This window comes from Roseivivax sp. CAU 1761, from assembly GCF_054482755.1.
Genome location: NZ_JBTLRM010000024.1, coordinates 40,420 through 56,313 on the forward strand (window position 1 = coordinate 40,420; position 15,894 = coordinate 56,313).

Here is a 15,894-nt window from a genome sequence, read left to right on the forward strand (position 1 = left end):
CCCCCCCCCCGCCCCGGGGGCTGCGGGCCGGGCGTCATCCCGGCCCAGAGCTCACTCCGCGTCCTCTTCCGCATCCAGGAGTTCCATGTTGAGGCCCAGACCCCGGACCTCCTTGACCAGGACGTTGAACGATTCCGGCACGCCGGCCTCGAAATTGTCCTCGCCCTTGACGATCGACTCGTAGACCTTGGTGCGGCCCGCCACGTCGTCCGACTTCACCGTCAGCATCTCCTGCAGGGTGTAGGCGGCGCCGTAGGCCTCGAGCGCCCAGACCTCCATCTCGCCGAAGCGCTGGCCGCCGAACTGCGCCTTGCCGCCCAGCGGCTGCTGGGTGACGAGGCTGTAGGGGCCGGTCGAGCGGGCGTGGATCTTGTCGTCCACCAGGTGGTGCAGCTTGAGCAGGTACTTCACCCCCACCGTGACCTTGCGGCTGAACTGCTCGCCGGTGCGGCCGTCGAACAGCACCGACTGGCCGGACTGGTCGAAGCCCGCCCGCTTCAGCGCGTCGTTGACGTCGCCCTCCTTGGCGCCGTCGAAGACCGGCGTGGCGATCGGCACGCCGCGGCGGACATTCTCGGCCGCCTCCAGCATCCGGGTCTCGTCCATCTCGGCCAGGCCCTCTTCGTAGACCTCGTCGCCATAGGCCAGGCGCAGCGCCTCGCGGACCGGCGTCAGGTCGCCGGTGCGGCGATAATCCTGCAGCGCCTCGTCGACCTTCAGGCCGAGGGCACGCGCCGCCCAGCCCATATGGGTCTCGAGGATCTGGCCCACGTTCATCCGCGACGGCACGCCGAGCGGGTTGAGGCAGATGTCGACCGGGGTGCCGTCCTCGAGGAACGGCATGTCCTCGGCGGGCACCACGCGGGAGACCACGCCCTTGTTGCCGTGACGGCCGGCCATCTTGTCGCCCGGCTGCAGCTTGCGCTTCACCGCGACGAAGACCTTGACCATCTTCATCACGCCCGGCGGCAGGTCGTCGCCGCGCCGCACCTTCTCGACCTTGTCCTCGAAGCGCGCGTCGAGCTGACGCTTCTGCGCCTCGTACTGGTCGTGCAGCGCCTCGACGTGCTTGGCATCCTCTTCCTCGCCGAGGGCGAGCTGCCACCACTGGCCGCGGGTCAGCGTCTCGAGCAGCTCCTCGGTGATCTCCGAGTTCGCCTTGACGCCGCGCGGGCCCTTCACCGCGGTCTTGCCGAGGATCATCGACTTCAGGCGGGCGTAGATGTTGCGGTCGAGGATCGCCAGCTCGTCGTCGCGGTCGCGGGCCAGACGCTCGATCTCCTCGCGCTCGATCTGCAGCGCGCGCTCGTCCTTCTCGACGCCGTGCCGGTTGAAGACGCGGACCTCGACCACGGTGCCGTAATCGCCCGGCTTGACCCGCAGCGAGGTGTCGCGCACGTCCGAGGCCTTCTCGCCGAAGATGGCGCGGAGCAGCTTCTCCTCCGGCGTCATCGGGCTCTCGCCCTTCGGGGTGATCTTGCCCACCAGGATGTCGCCCGGCTCCACGTCGGCGCCGATATAGACGATGCCGGCCTCGTCGAGGTTGCGCAGCGCCTCCTCACCGACGTTGGGGATGTCGCGGGTGATCTCCTCGGGCCCGAGCTTGGTGTCGCGGGCCGCGACCTCGAACTCCTCGATATGCACCGAGGTGAAGACGTCGTCCTGCGCGATGCGCTCGGAGATCAGGATCGAGTCCTCGTAGTTGTAGCCGTTCCACGGCATGAAGGCGACGATGACGTTCTTGCCGAGCGCCAGTTCCCCCATGTCGGTGGAGGGGCCGTCGGCGATCACCTCGCCGCGCTCGACCTCCTGACCCACGGTGACCAGCGGACGCTGGTTGATGCAAGTGTTCTGGTTCGAACGCTGGAACTTGCGCAGACGGTAGATGTCGACGCCGGGATCGCCGGGCTCGAGATCGGAGGTCGCCCGGATCACGATCCGCTGGGCGTCCACCTGGTCGATGATGCCGCCGCGGCGCGCGGTGATCGCGGCGCCGGAATCGCGGGCCACGACCTCCTCGATGCCGGTGCCCACCAGCGGCGCCTCAGAGCGCAGCGTCGGCACCGCCTGGCGCTGCATGTTGGAGCCCATCAGCGCGCGGTTGGCGTCGTCGTTCTCGAGGAACGGGATCAGCGAGGCGGCGACCGAGACCAGCTGCTTCGGCGACACGTCGATCAGGTCGACCTGTTCGTTCGGCGCCAGCGTGTAGTCGCCGGCCTGGCGGGTGGAGACCAGATCATTAACGAACTTGCCGTTCTCGTCGAGCAGCGCGTTGGCCTGGGCGACGGTGTGGCGCATCTCCTCGGTGGCGGACATGTAGTGCACCTCGTCGGTGACCACGCCCTCCTTGACCACCCGGTAGGGGGTCTCGATGAAGCCGTACTTGTTGACCCGCGCGAAGGTGGCGAGCGAGTTGATCAGGCCGATGTTCGGGCCTTCCGGCGTCTCGATCGGGCACATCCGGCCGTAATGGGTCGGGTGCACGTCGCGGACCTCGAAGCCGGCGCGTTCGCGGGTCAGACCGCCGGGCCCGAGGGCCGAGAGGCGCCGCTTGTGGGTCACTTCCGACAGCGGGTTGGTCTGGTCCATGAACTGCGACAGCTGCGACGAGCCGAAGAACTCGCGCACCGCGGCCGCGGCGGGCTTGGCGTTGATCAGGTCCTGCGGCATCACCGTGTCGATCTCGACCGAGGACATGCGCTCTTTGATGGCGCGCTCCATGCGCAGGAGACCCACGCGGTACTGGTTCTCCATCAGCTCGCCGACCGAGCGCACCCGGCGGTTGCCGAGGTGGTCGATGTCGTCGATCTCGCCGCGGCCGTCGCGCAGCTCGACCAGCGCCTTGATGCACTGCACGATGTCGTCGCGGTCCAGCGTGCGCTGGGTGTCCGGCTTGTCGAGATTGAGGCGCATGTTCATCTTCACCCGGCCGACGGCGGACAGGTCGTAGCGCTCGGCGTCGAAGAACAGGGTGTCGAACAGCGCCGAGGCGGCCTCCACGGTGGGCGGCTCGCCCGGGCGCATGACGCGGTAGATGTCCATGAGCGCGGTGTCGCGGTTCATGTTCTTGTCCTGCGCCATGGTGTTGCGCATGTACGGACCGACCGTGACGTTGTCGATGTCGAGCACCGGGATCTCGGTGATGCCGGCATCCACCAGCTCCTTGAGGGTGCCGCCGGTGACCTCGCCGTCCTTGTCGACGGTCCAGGTCAGCTCGTCGCCGGCCTCCACGTAGATGGCGCCGGTCTCCTCGTTAATGATGTCGCGGGCGACGAACTTGCCGACGATCTGCTCGAAGGGCAGCAGCAGGTTCTTGACCGTGCCCTCGTCGATCAGCTTCTTCACCGCGCGCGGGGTGACCTTCTTGCCGGCCTCGGCGATCACCTCGCCGGAATCGGCGTCGATCAGGTCATAGGTCGGGCGGGTGCCGCGCACGCGCTCGGGGAAGAACTTGCTCTTCCAGCCGCGGTTCTTCTCGAGGCGGTAGGTCACCGTCTCGTAATAGGCGTCCATGATCGCTTCCTGGTCGAGGCCCAGGGCGTAGAGCAGCGTGGTCACCGGCAGCTTGCGGCGGCGGTCGATGCGCGCGAAGACGATGTCCTTGGCGTCGAACTCGAAATCGAGCCAGGAGCCGCGATAGGGGATAATGCGGCAGGCGAAGAGCAGCTTGCCCGAGCTGTGCGTCTTGCCCTTGTCATGGTCGAAGAACACGCCCGGCGAGCGGTGCATCTGGGAGACGATGACCCGCTCGGTGCCGTTGACGATGAAGGTGCCGTTCGGCGTCATCAGGGGCATGTCGCCCATGAAGACGTCCTGCTCCTTGATGTCCTTGACCGACTTGGCGCCGGTATCCTCGTCGATGTCGAAGACGATCAGGCGCAGCGTGACCTTCAGCGGCGCGGCATAGGTCATGTCGCGCTGCATGCATTCTTCGACGTCGTATTTCGGCTTCTCGAGCTCGTAGGACACGAATTCGAGCACCGCGGTCTCGTTGAAGTCCTTGATCGGGAAAACCGACTGGAAGACGCCCTTGATGCCTTCGCCGTCGGTGGGCTGCGGCTGGTCGCCGGATTTCAGGAACAGGTCGTAGGACGCCTTTTGCACCTCGATGAGGTTCGGCATCTCGAGCACTTCGCGGATCTTGCCGTAATAGCGGCGAAGACGTTTCTGACCAAGGAAGGATTGCGCCATGGACTAGCCACCTTTCAGTGTTCTCACCTGAGCGGGCGGGCCGTCGGGCCCCGGCCGCGCGCTCATCCGAGAGAGCGTGTTCCGATCAATGCCTGGCCGCCGTCCCACCGGTGGCCTCCCGATCCCTGGAACCTCGCCTGAGAAAAGGCCCGGTCGGGGGCCCTCTCCAAGACAGGTTCGGCTGGACCCGGGGGTCCCGGATCCAGCCTCGTGCAACAGGCGCCGGACGCGTCCGCGTCCGGGACCGATCACTTGAGCTCGACTTCGGCGCCAGCCGCCTCGAGCTTCTTCTTGATGTCTTCGGCTTCGTCCTTGGAGACCTGCTCCTTGACGGCCTTGCCGCCGGCCTCGACCAGCTCCTTGGCCTCTTTCAGGCCCAGGCCGGTGATGCCGCGGACTTCCTTGATCACGTTGATCTTGGAGGCGCCGGCCGACTTCAGGATGACGTCGAACTCGGTCTGCTCCTCGGCCGCTTCGCCGCCGGCATCGCCGCCTGCGGGGCCGGCCATCATCACCGCGCCGCCAGCGGCGGGCTCGATGCCGTACTCGTCCTTGAGGATGGTTTTCAGTTCCTGGGCCTCGAGCAGCGTCAGGTTGACGATCTCTTCGGCGAGTTTCTTCAGATCAGCCATTGTGACTTCTTTCCGTATCTAGATGTGATCCAACGCGGGGCATAGCAAGCCTGCGAAGGTCTCCCGATTGCCTTAGGCCGCCTCGGCCTTCTCCTCGATGGTGGAGAGGATGGAGGCGATGTTCGAAGCAGGCGCGCCGATCGCACCGGCGATGTTGGAGGCGGGTGCGCCGATGCAGGACACGATCTGAGCGATGAGCTCATCACGCGACGGCATCTTCGACACGGCCTCGACACCGGCCCGGTCCAGGGCCGAGCCACCCATTGCGCCGCCAAGAATCTCAAGCTTCTTGTTGTCCTTGGCGAAGTCCTCGACCACCTTGGCGGCTGCCACGGGGTCTTCGGAATAGGTGAGCACGGTCATGCCCTCGAGGTAGGTCGCGATGCTTGCGCTGGGCGACCCCTCCAGGGCGATCTTGGCGAGCCGGTTCTTGGCGACGCGGACCGACGCTCCGCCCTGACGGGCCCGGGCGCGCAGATCCTGCATCTCGGCAACCGTGAGGCCCTCGTAGCGGCTCACCACCACGACGCCAGAGCTTTCGAAGATCTGGCCGAGTTCCTCGACCACTTTCTCTTTCTGGGCTCTATCCACAGTTTCACTCCAAGTACTGGAGGGGCGACCCCTCCGGCTCAGTTCGACCGGGCGCAGGGCCCGGCCAAGAAGGTCCGATCGGGTCGTCACAATCGCATGTCCGGGGATCCGGAGGATCCGAGGACCGAAAGCTGTCTTCCCGTCTCGGGCAGGACTTAGCGGCAGGGGTTGCCCCCGAACCCGCCCACCGTCTCGGACGACGCGGGGTGGTCCTGCGAATCGCGGGACCACCCTCACGAGGGTCGGATAAAGCCTATGGCGGGAAAATCCAAGAGCGCCCGGCGAGATTTCTCGCCGGAGCGCGGATGCGCGCGGAACCCCGCCGCACGGAGCGGCGCCGGGCCTGGTGCGGCGGCGGCGCGCCCGCCCCGGGCGCCGGCCGGCGCCGGCGGGCAGGGGCGCAGAGCCTGCCGCCGCTTCGGACCGCAAGGTAGCACGCCGGAAGGGCAAGTCCAAGCCGCGGGGCGGCGGGGGACCGCCAGCGGCCCCGGCGCTCAGGCGGCGTGGCCGGCCGCCGCCCCGGGGCCGGTGAGGCTGGCCAGCACCGCGGCCTTGCGCACCGGCTTGGCCAGCACCTCGTCGATGCCGGCGGCGCGGTATTCCTCGATCTGGTGGGTCATGGCATTGGCGGTGACGGCGACGATGCGCGGCGCCGGGATGCCGCCCCCGGCCAGGCCGGCGAGCAGCCGCCGGGTCATCTCGACGCCGTCCATCTCCGGCATCTGGATGTCGGTCAGCACCACGTCGGGCAGCGCCTCGGCGCAGAGCGCCAGCGCCGCGGCGCCGCTCTCGGCGAAGCGCAGCCGGCAGCCCGCCGGCGACAGGAAGCGTTCCAGCAGCCGCCGGTTGGTGGCGCTGTCATCGACCACCAGGATGTCGAGCGCCGCGAGATCCGCCGCCTGCGCCGCCGCGGGCGCCGCGGCGGGGGTCGCGGGGGCGGCCTCGGCCAGCGGCAGCGCGACCCGGAAGGTGGCGCCCGGGCCGCCCGCCGCGTCGAGCACCAGGCTGCCGCCCATCGCCTCGCAGAGATGGCGCGAGATCGACAGGCCGAGCCCGGTGCCGCCATGGCGCCGCGCGGTGCCGCTGTCGGCCTGGCCGAACGGGGTGAAGATGTGCTCGCGCGCCGCGGCGCCGACCCCGGGGCCGGTGTCGCTGACCGCGATCTCGACCCGCCCGGCGGCCCGGTCGGCGCGCATGCGCACCGTGATGCCGCCTTGGGCGGTGAACTTCACCGCATTGCCGAGCAGGTTGTGGATCACCTGGCGCAGCCGGTGGGCGTCGCCGCAGAGCCGGTCCGGCAGGTCCGGGTCGACCGCCACGGCGAGGGTCAGCCCCTTGTCGCGGGCCAGCCCGGCATAGAGCGCCCGCGCCGCCGCCAGCTCGGCCCGGGGGTCGAAGGGGGCGGCGACGATCTCGAGCTGGCCGGCCTCGATCTTCGACAGGTCGAGCACGTCGTTGATGGTCGAGAGCAGCAGCTCGCCCGAGGTCTCGATCACCGTGACGCATTCGCGCTGGCCGCCGTCGAGCCGGCCGCGGCCGAGCTCCGAGGCCATGCCGAGGATGCCGTTCAGCGGCGTGCGGATCTCGTGGCTGACATTGGCCAGGAACTGGCTCTTCACGGCGTTGGCGCGGGCGGCCTCCTCGCGCAGGCGGCGTTCGCGGTTCTGGGCCCGGCCGGACAGGAACATCTCGCCCAGGACGTAGAGGATGACGGCGCCGATCAGCAGCGCGATCAGCCGCGTCTCGCCGGCCGGGTCGGGGGCGCCGATCTGCAATTCCTGCGGCCGGTCGGCGACCTGGCGGGCCGAGAAGACGTCGATCCAGGTCACCCGCATGTCGCGGGCGAGGCCGTCGAGCTCGGCCCGGAGCCCGGCCGCGACCTGCGGGTCGGGCCCGCCCGGGACCAGCAGCGCCGCCTCGCGCTCGGCCAGGAAATCGGCGTAGCGGTCGAGCACCGCGCGCATCGCGGGGATGCCGGCGGCGGCGCTGGTCATCGCCACGTCGTGCCGGCTCCACAACAGGTCGAAGCGCAGCGGCAGGTCGCGGGCCGGCGGCGCGCTGCCGGGCGGGCCGGCGAAGGCCAGCGCCACCCGCTGGGTCTCGACGATCAGCTCCGAGACCTTCCAGGACAGCGCCGAGACGTTGAACAGCGCCTGTTCGCGGTCGGCGGCGCGCTTCTGCTCGTGGCTGTAGAGGGTGGCGCCGAGCGCCGCCGCCGCCACCAGCGCCACCAGCGCGCGGAGCGTCCGGGCCTGTTCGCGGAACCGCACCATGCGCCGCCCGCGCCGCTCAGTCGAGGATCTGCAGGCGGTCGAGCTGCCAGATCATCTCCCCGTCGAAGCGCTTGGCGGCGGCGCCGGCCTCGTCGAGCGGGAACACCACCCAGATCGGCCCCTTGCGGCGGATCGACATCGGGGCGCCGTCATGGTCGAGCGTCAGCAGCACGTCGTGATCGGCGGCGTAGCTCAGCGGGAACTCGATGCGGTAATCGTTGAGCGCGGTCAGCGCCACGGTGCTGCCCTCGGCGCCCAGCCGGTCGAGCAGCGAGACCAGCGTCGGCCCGGCGAAGCGCTGCGGCCCCTCGGTGAAGGAGGTGAAGGTCTCGATCTCGCGCCAGTCGAGCGCTTCCAGCATGTCGCGGTCGAATTGCGCGGCGGTGCCGGCATTGGTGGCGGCGATCTGTCCGGACACCGTAAGCAGCGGCATGCCCGCGGGCGCCGGCAGCGCCTCGGCGGCGGCGAAGCGGGGCGACAGCAGCAGCGCCACGCAGATCAGCAGAAGGCGAATCATCGGTATCCTCCGGGTTGGCAGGGTCACGCCGGGAGGATGGGGGAGATTCCGCTAACAGCCGGTTGACCGCGCCCGGCCGGAACCCGGACGCGAAAAGGGCGGACCCGGAGGCCCGCCCTTTGCAAACTGCGTTCCCGGTGCGGCTCAGTTGCCGGTGGCCGAGGTCACGTCCACGGTCACGCCGGGCCCCATCGAGGAGGACAGCGCGATCTTCTTCATGTAGGTGCCCTTGGCGCCGGTCGGCTTGGCCTTGGAGACCGCATCCACGAAGGCGCGGATGTTCTCGACCAGCTTGCCCTCGTCGAAGGAGACCTTGCCGACGCCGGCATGCACCACGCCGGCCTTCTCGGCCTTGAACTGCACTTGGCCGCCCTTGGCCGCCTGCACGGCCTCGGCCACGTCCATGGTCACGGTGCCGACCTTGGGGTTCGGCATCAGGTTGCGCGGGCCGAGAATCTTGCCCAGCCGGCCGACGATCGGCATCATGTCCGGCGTCGCGATGCAGCGGTCGAACTCGATGGTGCCGCCCTGGATGGTCTCCATCAGGTCCTCGGCGCCGACGATGTCGGCCCCGGCCTTCTGGGCCTCCTCGGCCTTCGGGCCGCGAGCGAAGACGGCGACGCGGACGGTCTTGCCGGTGCCGTTGGGCAGGCCGACGACGCCGCGGACCATCTGGTCGGCGTGGCGCGGATCGACGCCCAGGTTCATTGCGATCTCGACGGTCTCGTCGAACTTCGCGGTGGCGCTCGACTTGATCAGGCTGACCGCTTCCTCGACCGACAGGTTTTCCTTGCCGGCGAAGGCCTCGCGCGCGGCGCGGGTACGTTTTCCGAGCTTCGCCATCACTTCACCTCGATGCCCATGGACTTCGCCGAGCCCAGAATGATCTTCATCGCCTGATCGACGTCGGTCGCCGACAGGTCCTTCATCTTGGCTTCCGCGATCTCGCGCACCTGCTTGCGGGTCACCGTGGCGATGGTCTCGCGGCCCGGCTTCTCGGCGCCGCGCGGACGGTTGCGCTTGCCCACCGGCTTCAGACCCGCCGCCTTCTTCAGGTAGTACGACGCCGGCGGCGTCTTGATGTCCATGGTGAAGGACTTGTCCTGATAGTAGGTGATCAGGGTCGGGCAGGGCGCCCCCGGCTCCATGTCCTGCGTCTTGGCGTTGAACGCCTTGCAGAACTCCATGATGTTGATCCCGCGCTGACCCAGCGCCGGGCCGACCGGGGGCGAGGGATTGGCCTGCCCGGCCTTGATCTGCAGCTTCATCTTGCCAGCAAGCTTCTTGGCCATCTGGCGTCTCCTTTTTCAACGGCCGCGGGGACGCGTCCCGGCGGCGTTCGCGTTGCGTGGTCGGGCCGCGACGGCGCGCCGCCGCCAACCTCCCACGGATCGGATGTCCCCGGGGGGACAGGGCGCGCGGGTACACCCTCCGCGGCGGCTTGGCAAGCGATTCCGCCGGGCCCGGCGCGGCGCGCCCCGATCAGCGGTCGTGCAGCCCGCGGCCCGCAAGGATGCGGTCGCGCTGCCGGGCGATGCGGGCGTGCCGGGTCGCCGCCTGCGCCGCGCCGGCGATGTGCAGCACGAGACTGCGGCGCCGCCCCGGGGTCAGCGCCTGCCAGGCGGCGCGGAGCTCCGCATCGGCGGCCAGCGCCTCGGCAAGCTCGGCCGGCAGATCCGGTTCCTCGGCGGGCAGGGCGACACGTCGGCCGGCGCGGGCGTGGCCCACGGCCTGCCGGATCAGCTGCCGCAACGGCGGCGCGGCGGCGGCGATCTGGGCGCTGTCGGTGAAGCGCGCCTGCCGGGCGGCGCGCGAGTTCGGCCCCGGCGGCACCAGCAGCCCCGCGGAATCGTCGAGCAGGGCACCGGAGAGGAAGGAGAGCAGCGCCGCGTCGCGCAGGGCGCCGATCATGGCGATGTTGCGCCCCGCGGCCATGTAGCAGGGCGCCCGCCATTTCAGGGTCTCGTCGAGCCCCTCGGAAAGGCAGATCGCCCGCAGCGCGGCCATCTCGGCGCGCCACGGGCGATCCTTGGCGAGGTAGCGGTCGATCCTCGGATCGGCCGCCACCGTCTCAGCCCTGCTTGGTGACCTGGGTGAATTCCAGCTCGACCGGGGTTTCCCGGCCGAAGATCGACACCGAGACGCGCAGGCGCTGGTTGTCGTCGTCGACGCCTTCGACCATGCCGTCGAAGCCCTCGAACGGGCCGTCATTGACCTTCACCCTCTCGCCGACCTCGTAGCGGATCAGGGTGCGCGGGGCCTCCTCGCCCTCCTGCACGCGGCCGAGGATCGCCTGCACCTCGCTGTCGCGCATCGGCATCGGCCGGCCCTGCGGCCCGAGGAAGCCGGTGACCCGGTTCATCGAGTTGATCAGGTGATAGCCGGCATCCGACATCTCCATGCGCACCAGCACGTAGCCGGGCATGAAGCGGCGCTCGCTGGTCACCTTCTTGCCGCGGCGGATCTCGATGACCTCTTCGGTCGGCACCAGAACTTCCTCGATCTGGTCCTCGAGTCCCTGCTCGGCCACCGCCGTCCGGATCTGTTCGGCGACCTTCTTCTCGAAGTTCGAGAGCACGCTCACCGAATACCACCGCTTCGCCATCTGGCCCTGACCTCTCGTTCCTGCGTTGCCCGGAGCCCGGCGCGGCGGGCGCGCTGCGATCCGGTCTCCCGTCAAAGAAAAGCGGCGCGCAATGGTCGTCATCGCACGCCCGCCACGGGAAATTCGCCGTCCCTTACTGCGGGCCGGGGTCGAATTCAAGTCCCCCGCGCGCGGCGCGGGCGGGCGGCTCAACCGAAGATGCCGAGCACCGCCTGCAGCCCGCCGCGGATCGCCAGATCCACCAGCGCGAAGAAGATCGCCGTCAGCGTCGCCATGATGAACACCATGACGGTGGTGAGCAGCACTTCGCGGCGCGTCGGCCAGACGACCTTGCGGACCTCGGTGCGCACCTGCTGCACGAACTGGAGCGGGTTGGTTCTGGCCATTGTCGAATCCCTTGCGGCGTCGCCCGGCAGATACGGGGCCGCGCCGCGGGAATCAAGCCGCGGGGGCACGAAGCCTGTCCCGGGGGCGCGCGCGAATAGGCCCGACGGCGGCATCGTCGATCATATTCAAGCATTCTTGAAGCCGGGAAGGGCGGCGGAACGAATGCCGCGCGGCGTGGTTGGTCCGCCAGCACGACGGGGCGCTCGGCAGCGCCGGGACGTCCTGCGAACGTCGATATGACAGAGACAGACTGAAGGAGAAAGACATATGAAACGCCTTTTCCTCGCCTCCGCCCTTGCCCTCGGCACCGCCACCGCATCGTTTGCGGCCACCGAAGCCGAGATGACCCGCATCCAGCAATATCTGCCCGAGGCCGACATCGCCGTCTGGAGCGATGCCCAGGTCGAAGAGGCGATCACCATCATCACCAGCACCGAATCGCGCTCCGAGATCGTCGGCCGCCTGCGGGCGCTGCATGACGGCGCCGAGTACCAGGTGCGCGCCGCCGATATCAGCGAAGCCGAAGAGGTGCAGCTGCAGGAATATGTCGGCGACATCGACTTCTCGATGTACCCGCAGGCCACCATCGACGCGGCGCTCAACGTGGCGAACAGCGAGATGTCGTCGAACGACCGCGAAGGCCGCATCCGCCAGCTGCTCTCGGTCGACGCGACGCGCTCGGCTGACCCGGCACGCCTGACCGCCTCCGAGGCGGCGCTGATCCAGCAATACGCCCCGGATGCCGACCTGGCGGCGCTGTCGGAAGCCGAAGCCAACACCGCCCTGTCGATCATTTACTCGACCGAGAACGAGAGCGACATCAGCGCGCGCGTCCAGGCGGTGCTGATGCAGTAAGCGCGGCGCTGCCGTGACTGACGAAGAGGCGGGCCTTCGGGTCCGCCTTTTTCGCATGCGCGAGCCCCGGCGCTGTGACGGAGCGTGACTGCGGGATCGTAAGGGGGAACGGGCGGGAACTGGCAGGGGCAGCAGGGCTCGAACCCGCGACCTACGGTTTTGGAGACCGTCGCTCTACCAACTGAGCTATACCCCTCCGCCGAGGCCGTCGATACCGCTCCCGCCCCGCGAGTTCAAGGGGGCTTGTGGCCTGCCGGAAGCTGCAACTTTTGAGCGCAAGCTGACCCTGCGTCACTCAACCGTTATTCGACACTGAATATGTCGCCGTCTACCATGGAATACGGAGGCGGTGCCGGCCGCGCTCCGCTTCATGGACGGCCCCGGACCGGGACACGCCCTCTGTGTGACGATTGCTTCGTGTTTCCGATTCTCACATCGCAAACGGGCGCCAGCGCGCTGACCCGGGCCCCCTGTCGGGGGCCATGGCTTATGGCGGTTCTCGCCAACGGCCGACCGTCCAGTGTTTCACGGAGATTGGGACCATGTATTTCAAAACCGCAACCATCGTCTTCGCCGCCGGTGCCCTGTTTGCCGGCCCGGCCCTGTCGGGAATGGCCGATGAGCGGCTGATCCACAGCTACGCGCCCGGGGCGGACGTCTCGCAGCTCAGCCAGACGCATGTGCAGTCGCTGCTGAACGTCATTCACTCGTCGGAAAGCCGCAGCGATACGGAGGCGACGGTGAAGTCGCTCATCCGCCGCTACAACGACGTCAACTGACCTCGGAAACAGGATGCAGGGCGGGTCCGCGGGGCGGACCCGCCCTTTGCTTTCTGAAACACGGATCGCGAAAGCGCTCACCGCGAATCTCCGCACTGTGAGTATTCGATAAGAACTGTAACGTGCACAAATGCACATGCTGCGTGCTGGTCCCCGAGAGGGCCGTCCGCCCCGGATTCCCGGCCCGAAACCAAAGCCGGGGCAGCGCTGCAAACCCTTGAAACGGCACGATCCGGAGGCGGGTGGGGCGTCGGCCCCGAGGTTTCAAGGACACGACTTCGCGACCCTCCGCGTATCGCTTCGTGAATTGCGAAGTTACTGAGGACGAACGATCTTTCTGCCACGAGCCGCGCCAATCCCGACCGGCTCGACGTCATACCGAAGAAAGGATCATACGATGAAAACGCTGCTTACCGCTTCCGCCATCGCCGCTTCGCTGTTTGCCGGGGCCGCCATCGCCCAATCCTCCGCCGAGGTGGAGATCGGCCGCTACATCCAGGACTTCGACGCCACCGGGCTCAGCGATGCCCAGCTCGGCGCCCTGGTGAACGTGATCCACACCAACGAGAGCTACAGCGAGACCCAGTCGACGCTGAACTCGCTGCTGCGCCAGTACCGCTGAACCAAGCGCAGCGCCGCGTGGGGCCGTCCGCCGAATGGCGGCGGCCCTTCCGTTTGTGCACTCCCGCCCCTCGGGTTCAGGCGGCGGGACGCCGGCGCCGCCGGGTCTCGTCGGCGACGATGCCGCGGTCGAACAGGTCGGCGATCTCGGTGGCGTCACAGCCCGCGACCTCGGAGAGCACCTCCTCGGTCTGGGCGCCCAGTTCCGGGGCCGGGGCGACCGGCTGGCGGGCCATCCCCGAGAACCCGATCGGCGATCCGGCGGCCAGGTATTCCCCGATCCCCGGCTGCACGATCCTCTCGAAGAGCGGGTTGTCGGGCGACAGGTCCGGATCCTCCTCGAGCGCCTGCGCGATGCTCCGGAACGGCGCCCAGGTGGCTCCCACATCCTCCAGCGCCTGCGCCACGCTGTCGAGGTCGCGGGCCGCGAACCAGGGCGCCAGCCGCGCGCTGATGCGGTGCCGCAGGCGGTAGCGGTTGCCCTCGTCGGACAGGTCGGTGCCGGTCACCGCCGCGAGCTGCGCCATCGCCTCGGCCGTGCCGGTGGCCTTGAGCAGCATCCGCCATTGCCGGTCGGTCAGCCCGATCACCATCACCCGGCGGCCATCGGCGCAGAGGAAGTCCTGACCGTAGGCGCCGTAGAGCGCATTGCCGCTCTTGCCGCGCCCGCCCCCGCTCAGCGTCGCCTCGGCGATCATGCCGAGATGGCCGATGGTCGCCGCCGCCACGTCCTTCAGCGACAGTTCCACGTCCTGGCCGGTGCCGTGCCGCAGCCGGTGGCGTTCCGCCGCGAGCAGCGCCGAGACCACCATGCCGCCCGCCGCCACGTCCCAGGCCGGCAGGGCATGGGCCACCGGGTCGCGCGCGCCTTCGGGCCCGGTGATCTCGGGAATGCCGAGCGCCGGGTTCACCGTGTAGTCGACCTGCGGCCGGTCGTGCCGGTCGCCCATCAGCGACACCATGACGAGGTCCGGGCGGTGCGCCGCGAGGGTCGGGTGGTCCATCCAGCCGCGGACCCGCAGGTTGGTGATGAAGAGCCCGGCATCCTCGCCCGGCGCGGTGACGATCCGGGTGATCAGCTCGCGCCCCTCCGGCGAGGCCATGTCCACCGCGACCGACTTCTTGCCCTTGTTGAGCCCGGCCCAGAACAGGCTGCGCCCATTCGGCGCCAGCGGCCAGCGGGTGGCGTCGAGCCCGCCGCCGATGCGGTCGAAGCGGATCACCTCGGCGCCCATCTGCGCCAGCGTCAGCCCGGCCAGCGGCACCGCCACGAAGGCCGATCCCTCGACCACCCGCATGCCCTCGAGAATGCCGCTCATCTGGTGTCCTCCCATTCCGCGGTGGCCTGAAGCCCCTGGTGTGCGCCGCCCCGCGCGGTGCAGAGCCGCAGCCGGTCCGGCCCGTCCTCCTCGGCCAGGAGGCGCATCTCGTGGTCGTGGAACATCGGGTGCACGCCGCGGAAGCGGAAGCGGTCCGGGGCGCGGCCGCGCAGCTCGGTGGCGAGCTGCGCCAGCATCATCGCCTGCATCGGCCCGTGCACCACGAGGTTGGGGTATTTCTCGACCTCGCGGGCATAGGCCAGGTCGATATGGATGCGGTGGGCGTTGAAGGTGCAGGCCGAGAACCGGAACAGCAGCGCCTCGTTGACCGGCACCACGCGCTCGGCCGCCGGGGCCGCGGGCACCGGCAGCGCCTTCGGGGCGCGGAAGCGGTCGGGCATCTCGATATAGACGATGTCCTGGCTTTCGCGGATCGCCAGCCCGTCCTCGCCGGCGATCTCGTGCGCCACGGTGACGAAGACCATGGCGCCGGTGCTGCCGCGCTTTTCGCTGACATCGGCGATGCGCGAATGCCGGGTCAGGCGCTCGCCGACATGCAGCGGCCGCAGGAATTCGAGCCGGCCCGAGGCCCACATCCGCCGCGGCAGCGCCACCGGGGGCAGGAAGCCGCCGAGCTGCGGGTGGCCGTCGGGGCCCAGCCGGTCCATCGGCACGGTGGGCAGGAACGCCACCCAGTGCCAGAGGATCGGCAGGATGGCGTCGCCCTCGGGCGGCAGCGCGCCGGCATCCGACAGGGTCGCGGCCAGCATCTCCGCCTGCACCGGCTCGACCCGCGCCTGCGCCGTCTCCTCGCGCCCGATCCAGTCCGTCACCCGCACTTCCGCCACCCGCGTCTCCTCCCGACCTGTCGTTGCGTCAGGCTGCGGGAGGGTCGCGGAAAAAGCAAAGGAAATTAATGACTTATTTGGATACCACCGCATACCGAAGCGGTATGCGCCGGGATACGGACGCGGTTTCGCCTTGCCGGGACGGGCCTTGCCGCGATGCTGCGCCTGCAGCGTCGCGGGGTTCGGCAAAATGTCGCAGGACCACGAAAAAGGGCGCATCCCGGGGGATGCGCCCTGTCCGTGCCGTGGGGGGGGGGGGGGGGGGGGGGGGAGGCG

The 15,894-nt window shown here is 69.2% G+C and carries 15 protein-coding genes and 1 tRNA gene; 3 read left to right on the forward strand and 13 right to left on the reverse strand.

The features are described from left to right. Positions 1-51 precede the first annotated feature (51 nt). The 10 genes from rpoB to secE form a co-directional block, all read right to left on the reverse strand. Positions 52-4,191 carry a DNA-directed RNA polymerase subunit beta gene (gene rpoB, locus ACXYMW_RS14305; RefSeq protein WP_459036002.1) on the reverse strand — a complete coding sequence of 1,380 codons (4,140 nt, stop codon included), beginning with the start codon at positions 4,189-4,191 and terminating at the stop codon, positions 52-54. Between the two features lie 248 nt (positions 4,192-4,439). Beyond that, positions 4,440-4,823: a 50S ribosomal protein L7/L12 gene (rplL, locus tag ACXYMW_RS14310; protein WP_459036003.1), complete on the reverse strand. Its 384-nt coding sequence runs from the start codon at positions 4,821-4,823 to the stop codon at positions 4,440-4,442. A 72-nt stretch (positions 4,824-4,895) separates the two neighbouring features. Further along, positions 4,896-5,414, reverse strand: coding sequence for a 50S ribosomal protein L10 (gene rplJ / locus ACXYMW_RS14315; RefSeq protein ID WP_459036004.1), 519 nt, complete (start codon positions 5,412-5,414; stop codon positions 4,896-4,898). Between the two features lie 494 nt (positions 5,415-5,908). Continuing rightward, the gene (locus ACXYMW_RS14320) at positions 5,909-7,687 is read right to left on the reverse strand and encodes an ATP-binding protein (protein WP_459036005.1); all 1,779 of its coding nucleotides are present in this window, start codon (positions 7,685-7,687) and stop codon (positions 5,909-5,911) included. A gap of 16 nt (positions 7,688-7,703) precedes the next feature. After that, positions 7,704-8,204 carry a putative pterin-binding protein gene (locus ACXYMW_RS14325; RefSeq protein WP_459036006.1) on the reverse strand — a complete coding sequence of 167 codons (501 nt, stop codon included), beginning with the start codon at positions 8,202-8,204 and terminating at the stop codon, positions 7,704-7,706. A 144-nt stretch (positions 8,205-8,348) separates the two neighbouring features. Next, complete coding sequence (gene rplA / locus ACXYMW_RS14330; protein WP_459036007.1) at positions 8,349-9,047, reverse strand: 50S ribosomal protein L1; 699 nt, start codon at positions 9,045-9,047, stop codon at positions 8,349-8,351. Then, positions 9,047-9,496, reverse strand: a complete 450-nt coding sequence (gene rplK / locus ACXYMW_RS14335) for a 50S ribosomal protein L11 (RefSeq protein ID WP_459036008.1) — start codon at positions 9,494-9,496, stop codon at positions 9,047-9,049. The genes rplA and rplK overlap by 1 nt, the downstream gene beginning before the upstream one ends. Positions 9,497-9,686: 190 nt before the next feature. Continuing rightward, a complete protein-coding gene (locus ACXYMW_RS14340; protein ID WP_459036009.1) occupies positions 9,687-10,271 on the reverse strand; it encodes a YdeI/OmpD-associated family protein in 585 nt (194 codons plus the stop codon). 4 nt (positions 10,272-10,275) lie between these two features. Further along, a complete protein-coding gene (nusG, locus tag ACXYMW_RS14345; protein WP_459036010.1) occupies positions 10,276-10,809 on the reverse strand; it encodes a transcription termination/antitermination protein NusG in 534 nt (177 codons plus the stop codon). A gap of 188 nt (positions 10,810-10,997) precedes the next feature. Then, entirely contained in the window at positions 10,998-11,195 is a 198-nt protein-coding gene (gene secE / locus ACXYMW_RS14350) for a preprotein translocase subunit SecE (RefSeq protein WP_459036011.1), read from the reverse strand. A 268-nt stretch (positions 11,196-11,463) separates the two neighbouring features. Between secE and ACXYMW_RS14355 the strand changes: the two genes are divergently transcribed. After that, positions 11,464-12,051 (forward strand): hypothetical protein, encoded by a 588-nt coding sequence (locus ACXYMW_RS14355; protein ID WP_459036012.1) that lies wholly within the window; start codon positions 11,464-11,466, stop codon positions 12,049-12,051. 120 nt (positions 12,052-12,171) lie between these two features. On the opposite strand, the gene ACXYMW_RS14360 is transcribed toward ACXYMW_RS14355, so the two are convergent. Then, positions 12,172-12,247, reverse strand: a tRNA-Trp gene (locus tag ACXYMW_RS14360). Between the two features lie 346 nt (positions 12,248-12,593). Between ACXYMW_RS14360 and ACXYMW_RS14365 the strand changes: the two genes are divergently transcribed. Together ACXYMW_RS14365 and ACXYMW_RS14370 are read left to right on the forward strand one after the other, a co-directional pair. Further along, entirely contained in the window at positions 12,594-12,830 is a 237-nt protein-coding gene (locus tag ACXYMW_RS14365; protein WP_459036013.1) for a hypothetical protein, read from the forward strand. A gap of 397 nt (positions 12,831-13,227) precedes the next feature. Further along, entirely contained in the window at positions 13,228-13,452 is a 225-nt protein-coding gene (locus ACXYMW_RS14370) for a hypothetical protein (protein ID WP_459036014.1), read from the forward strand. Positions 13,453-13,528: 76 nt separating this feature from the next. Here ACXYMW_RS14370 and ACXYMW_RS14375 read toward each other — a convergent pair whose 3' ends face one another. Beyond that, positions 13,529-14,770 (reverse strand): CoA transferase, encoded by a 1,242-nt coding sequence (locus tag ACXYMW_RS14375; RefSeq protein WP_459036015.1) that lies wholly within the window; start codon positions 14,768-14,770, stop codon positions 13,529-13,531. Further along, positions 14,767-15,618, reverse strand: a complete 852-nt coding sequence (locus tag ACXYMW_RS14380; protein ID WP_459036016.1) for an HTD2 family dehydratase — start codon at positions 15,616-15,618, stop codon at positions 14,767-14,769. The genes ACXYMW_RS14375 and ACXYMW_RS14380 overlap by 4 nt, the downstream gene beginning before the upstream one ends. Between the last annotated feature and the right edge of the window lie 276 nt (positions 15,619-15,894).

Coding starts and splice junctions, on each gene's coding strand:
- ACXYMW_RS14370 (WP_459036014.1), top strand. CDS start 13,228: ATGAAAACGCTGCTTACCGCTTCCGCCATCGCCGCTTCGCTGTTTGCC.
- rplL (WP_459036003.1), bottom strand. CDS start 4,823: ATGGCTGATCTGAAGAAACTCGCCGAAGAGATCGTCAACCTGACGCTG.
- ACXYMW_RS14355 (WP_459036012.1), top strand. CDS start 11,464: ATGAAACGCCTTTTCCTCGCCTCCGCCCTTGCCCTCGGCACCGCCACC.
- ACXYMW_RS14375 (WP_459036015.1), bottom strand. CDS start 14,770: ATGAGCGGCATTCTCGAGGGCATGCGGGTGGTCGAGGGATCGGCCTTC.
- rpoB (WP_459036002.1), bottom strand. CDS start 4,191: ATGGCGCAATCCTTCCTTGGTCAGAAACGTCTTCGCCGCTATTACGGC.
- nusG (WP_459036010.1), bottom strand. CDS start 10,809: ATGGCGAAGCGGTGGTATTCGGTGAGCGTGCTCTCGAACTTCGAGAAG.
- ACXYMW_RS14325 (WP_459036006.1), bottom strand. CDS start 8,204: ATGATTCGCCTTCTGCTGATCTGCGTGGCGCTGCTGCTGTCGCCCCGC.
- ACXYMW_RS14320 (WP_459036005.1), bottom strand. CDS start 7,687: ATGGTGCGGTTCCGCGAACAGGCCCGGACGCTCCGCGCGCTGGTGGCG.
- rplA (WP_459036007.1), bottom strand. CDS start 9,047: ATGGCGAAGCTCGGAAAACGTACCCGCGCCGCGCGCGAGGCCTTCGCC.
- rplK (WP_459036008.1), bottom strand. CDS start 9,496: ATGGCCAAGAAGCTTGCTGGCAAGATGAAGCTGCAGATCAAGGCCGGG.
- ACXYMW_RS14365 (WP_459036013.1), top strand. CDS start 12,594: ATGTATTTCAAAACCGCAACCATCGTCTTCGCCGCCGGTGCCCTGTTT.
- secE (WP_459036011.1), bottom strand. CDS start 11,195: ATGGCCAGAACCAACCCGCTCCAGTTCGTGCAGCAGGTGCGCACCGAG.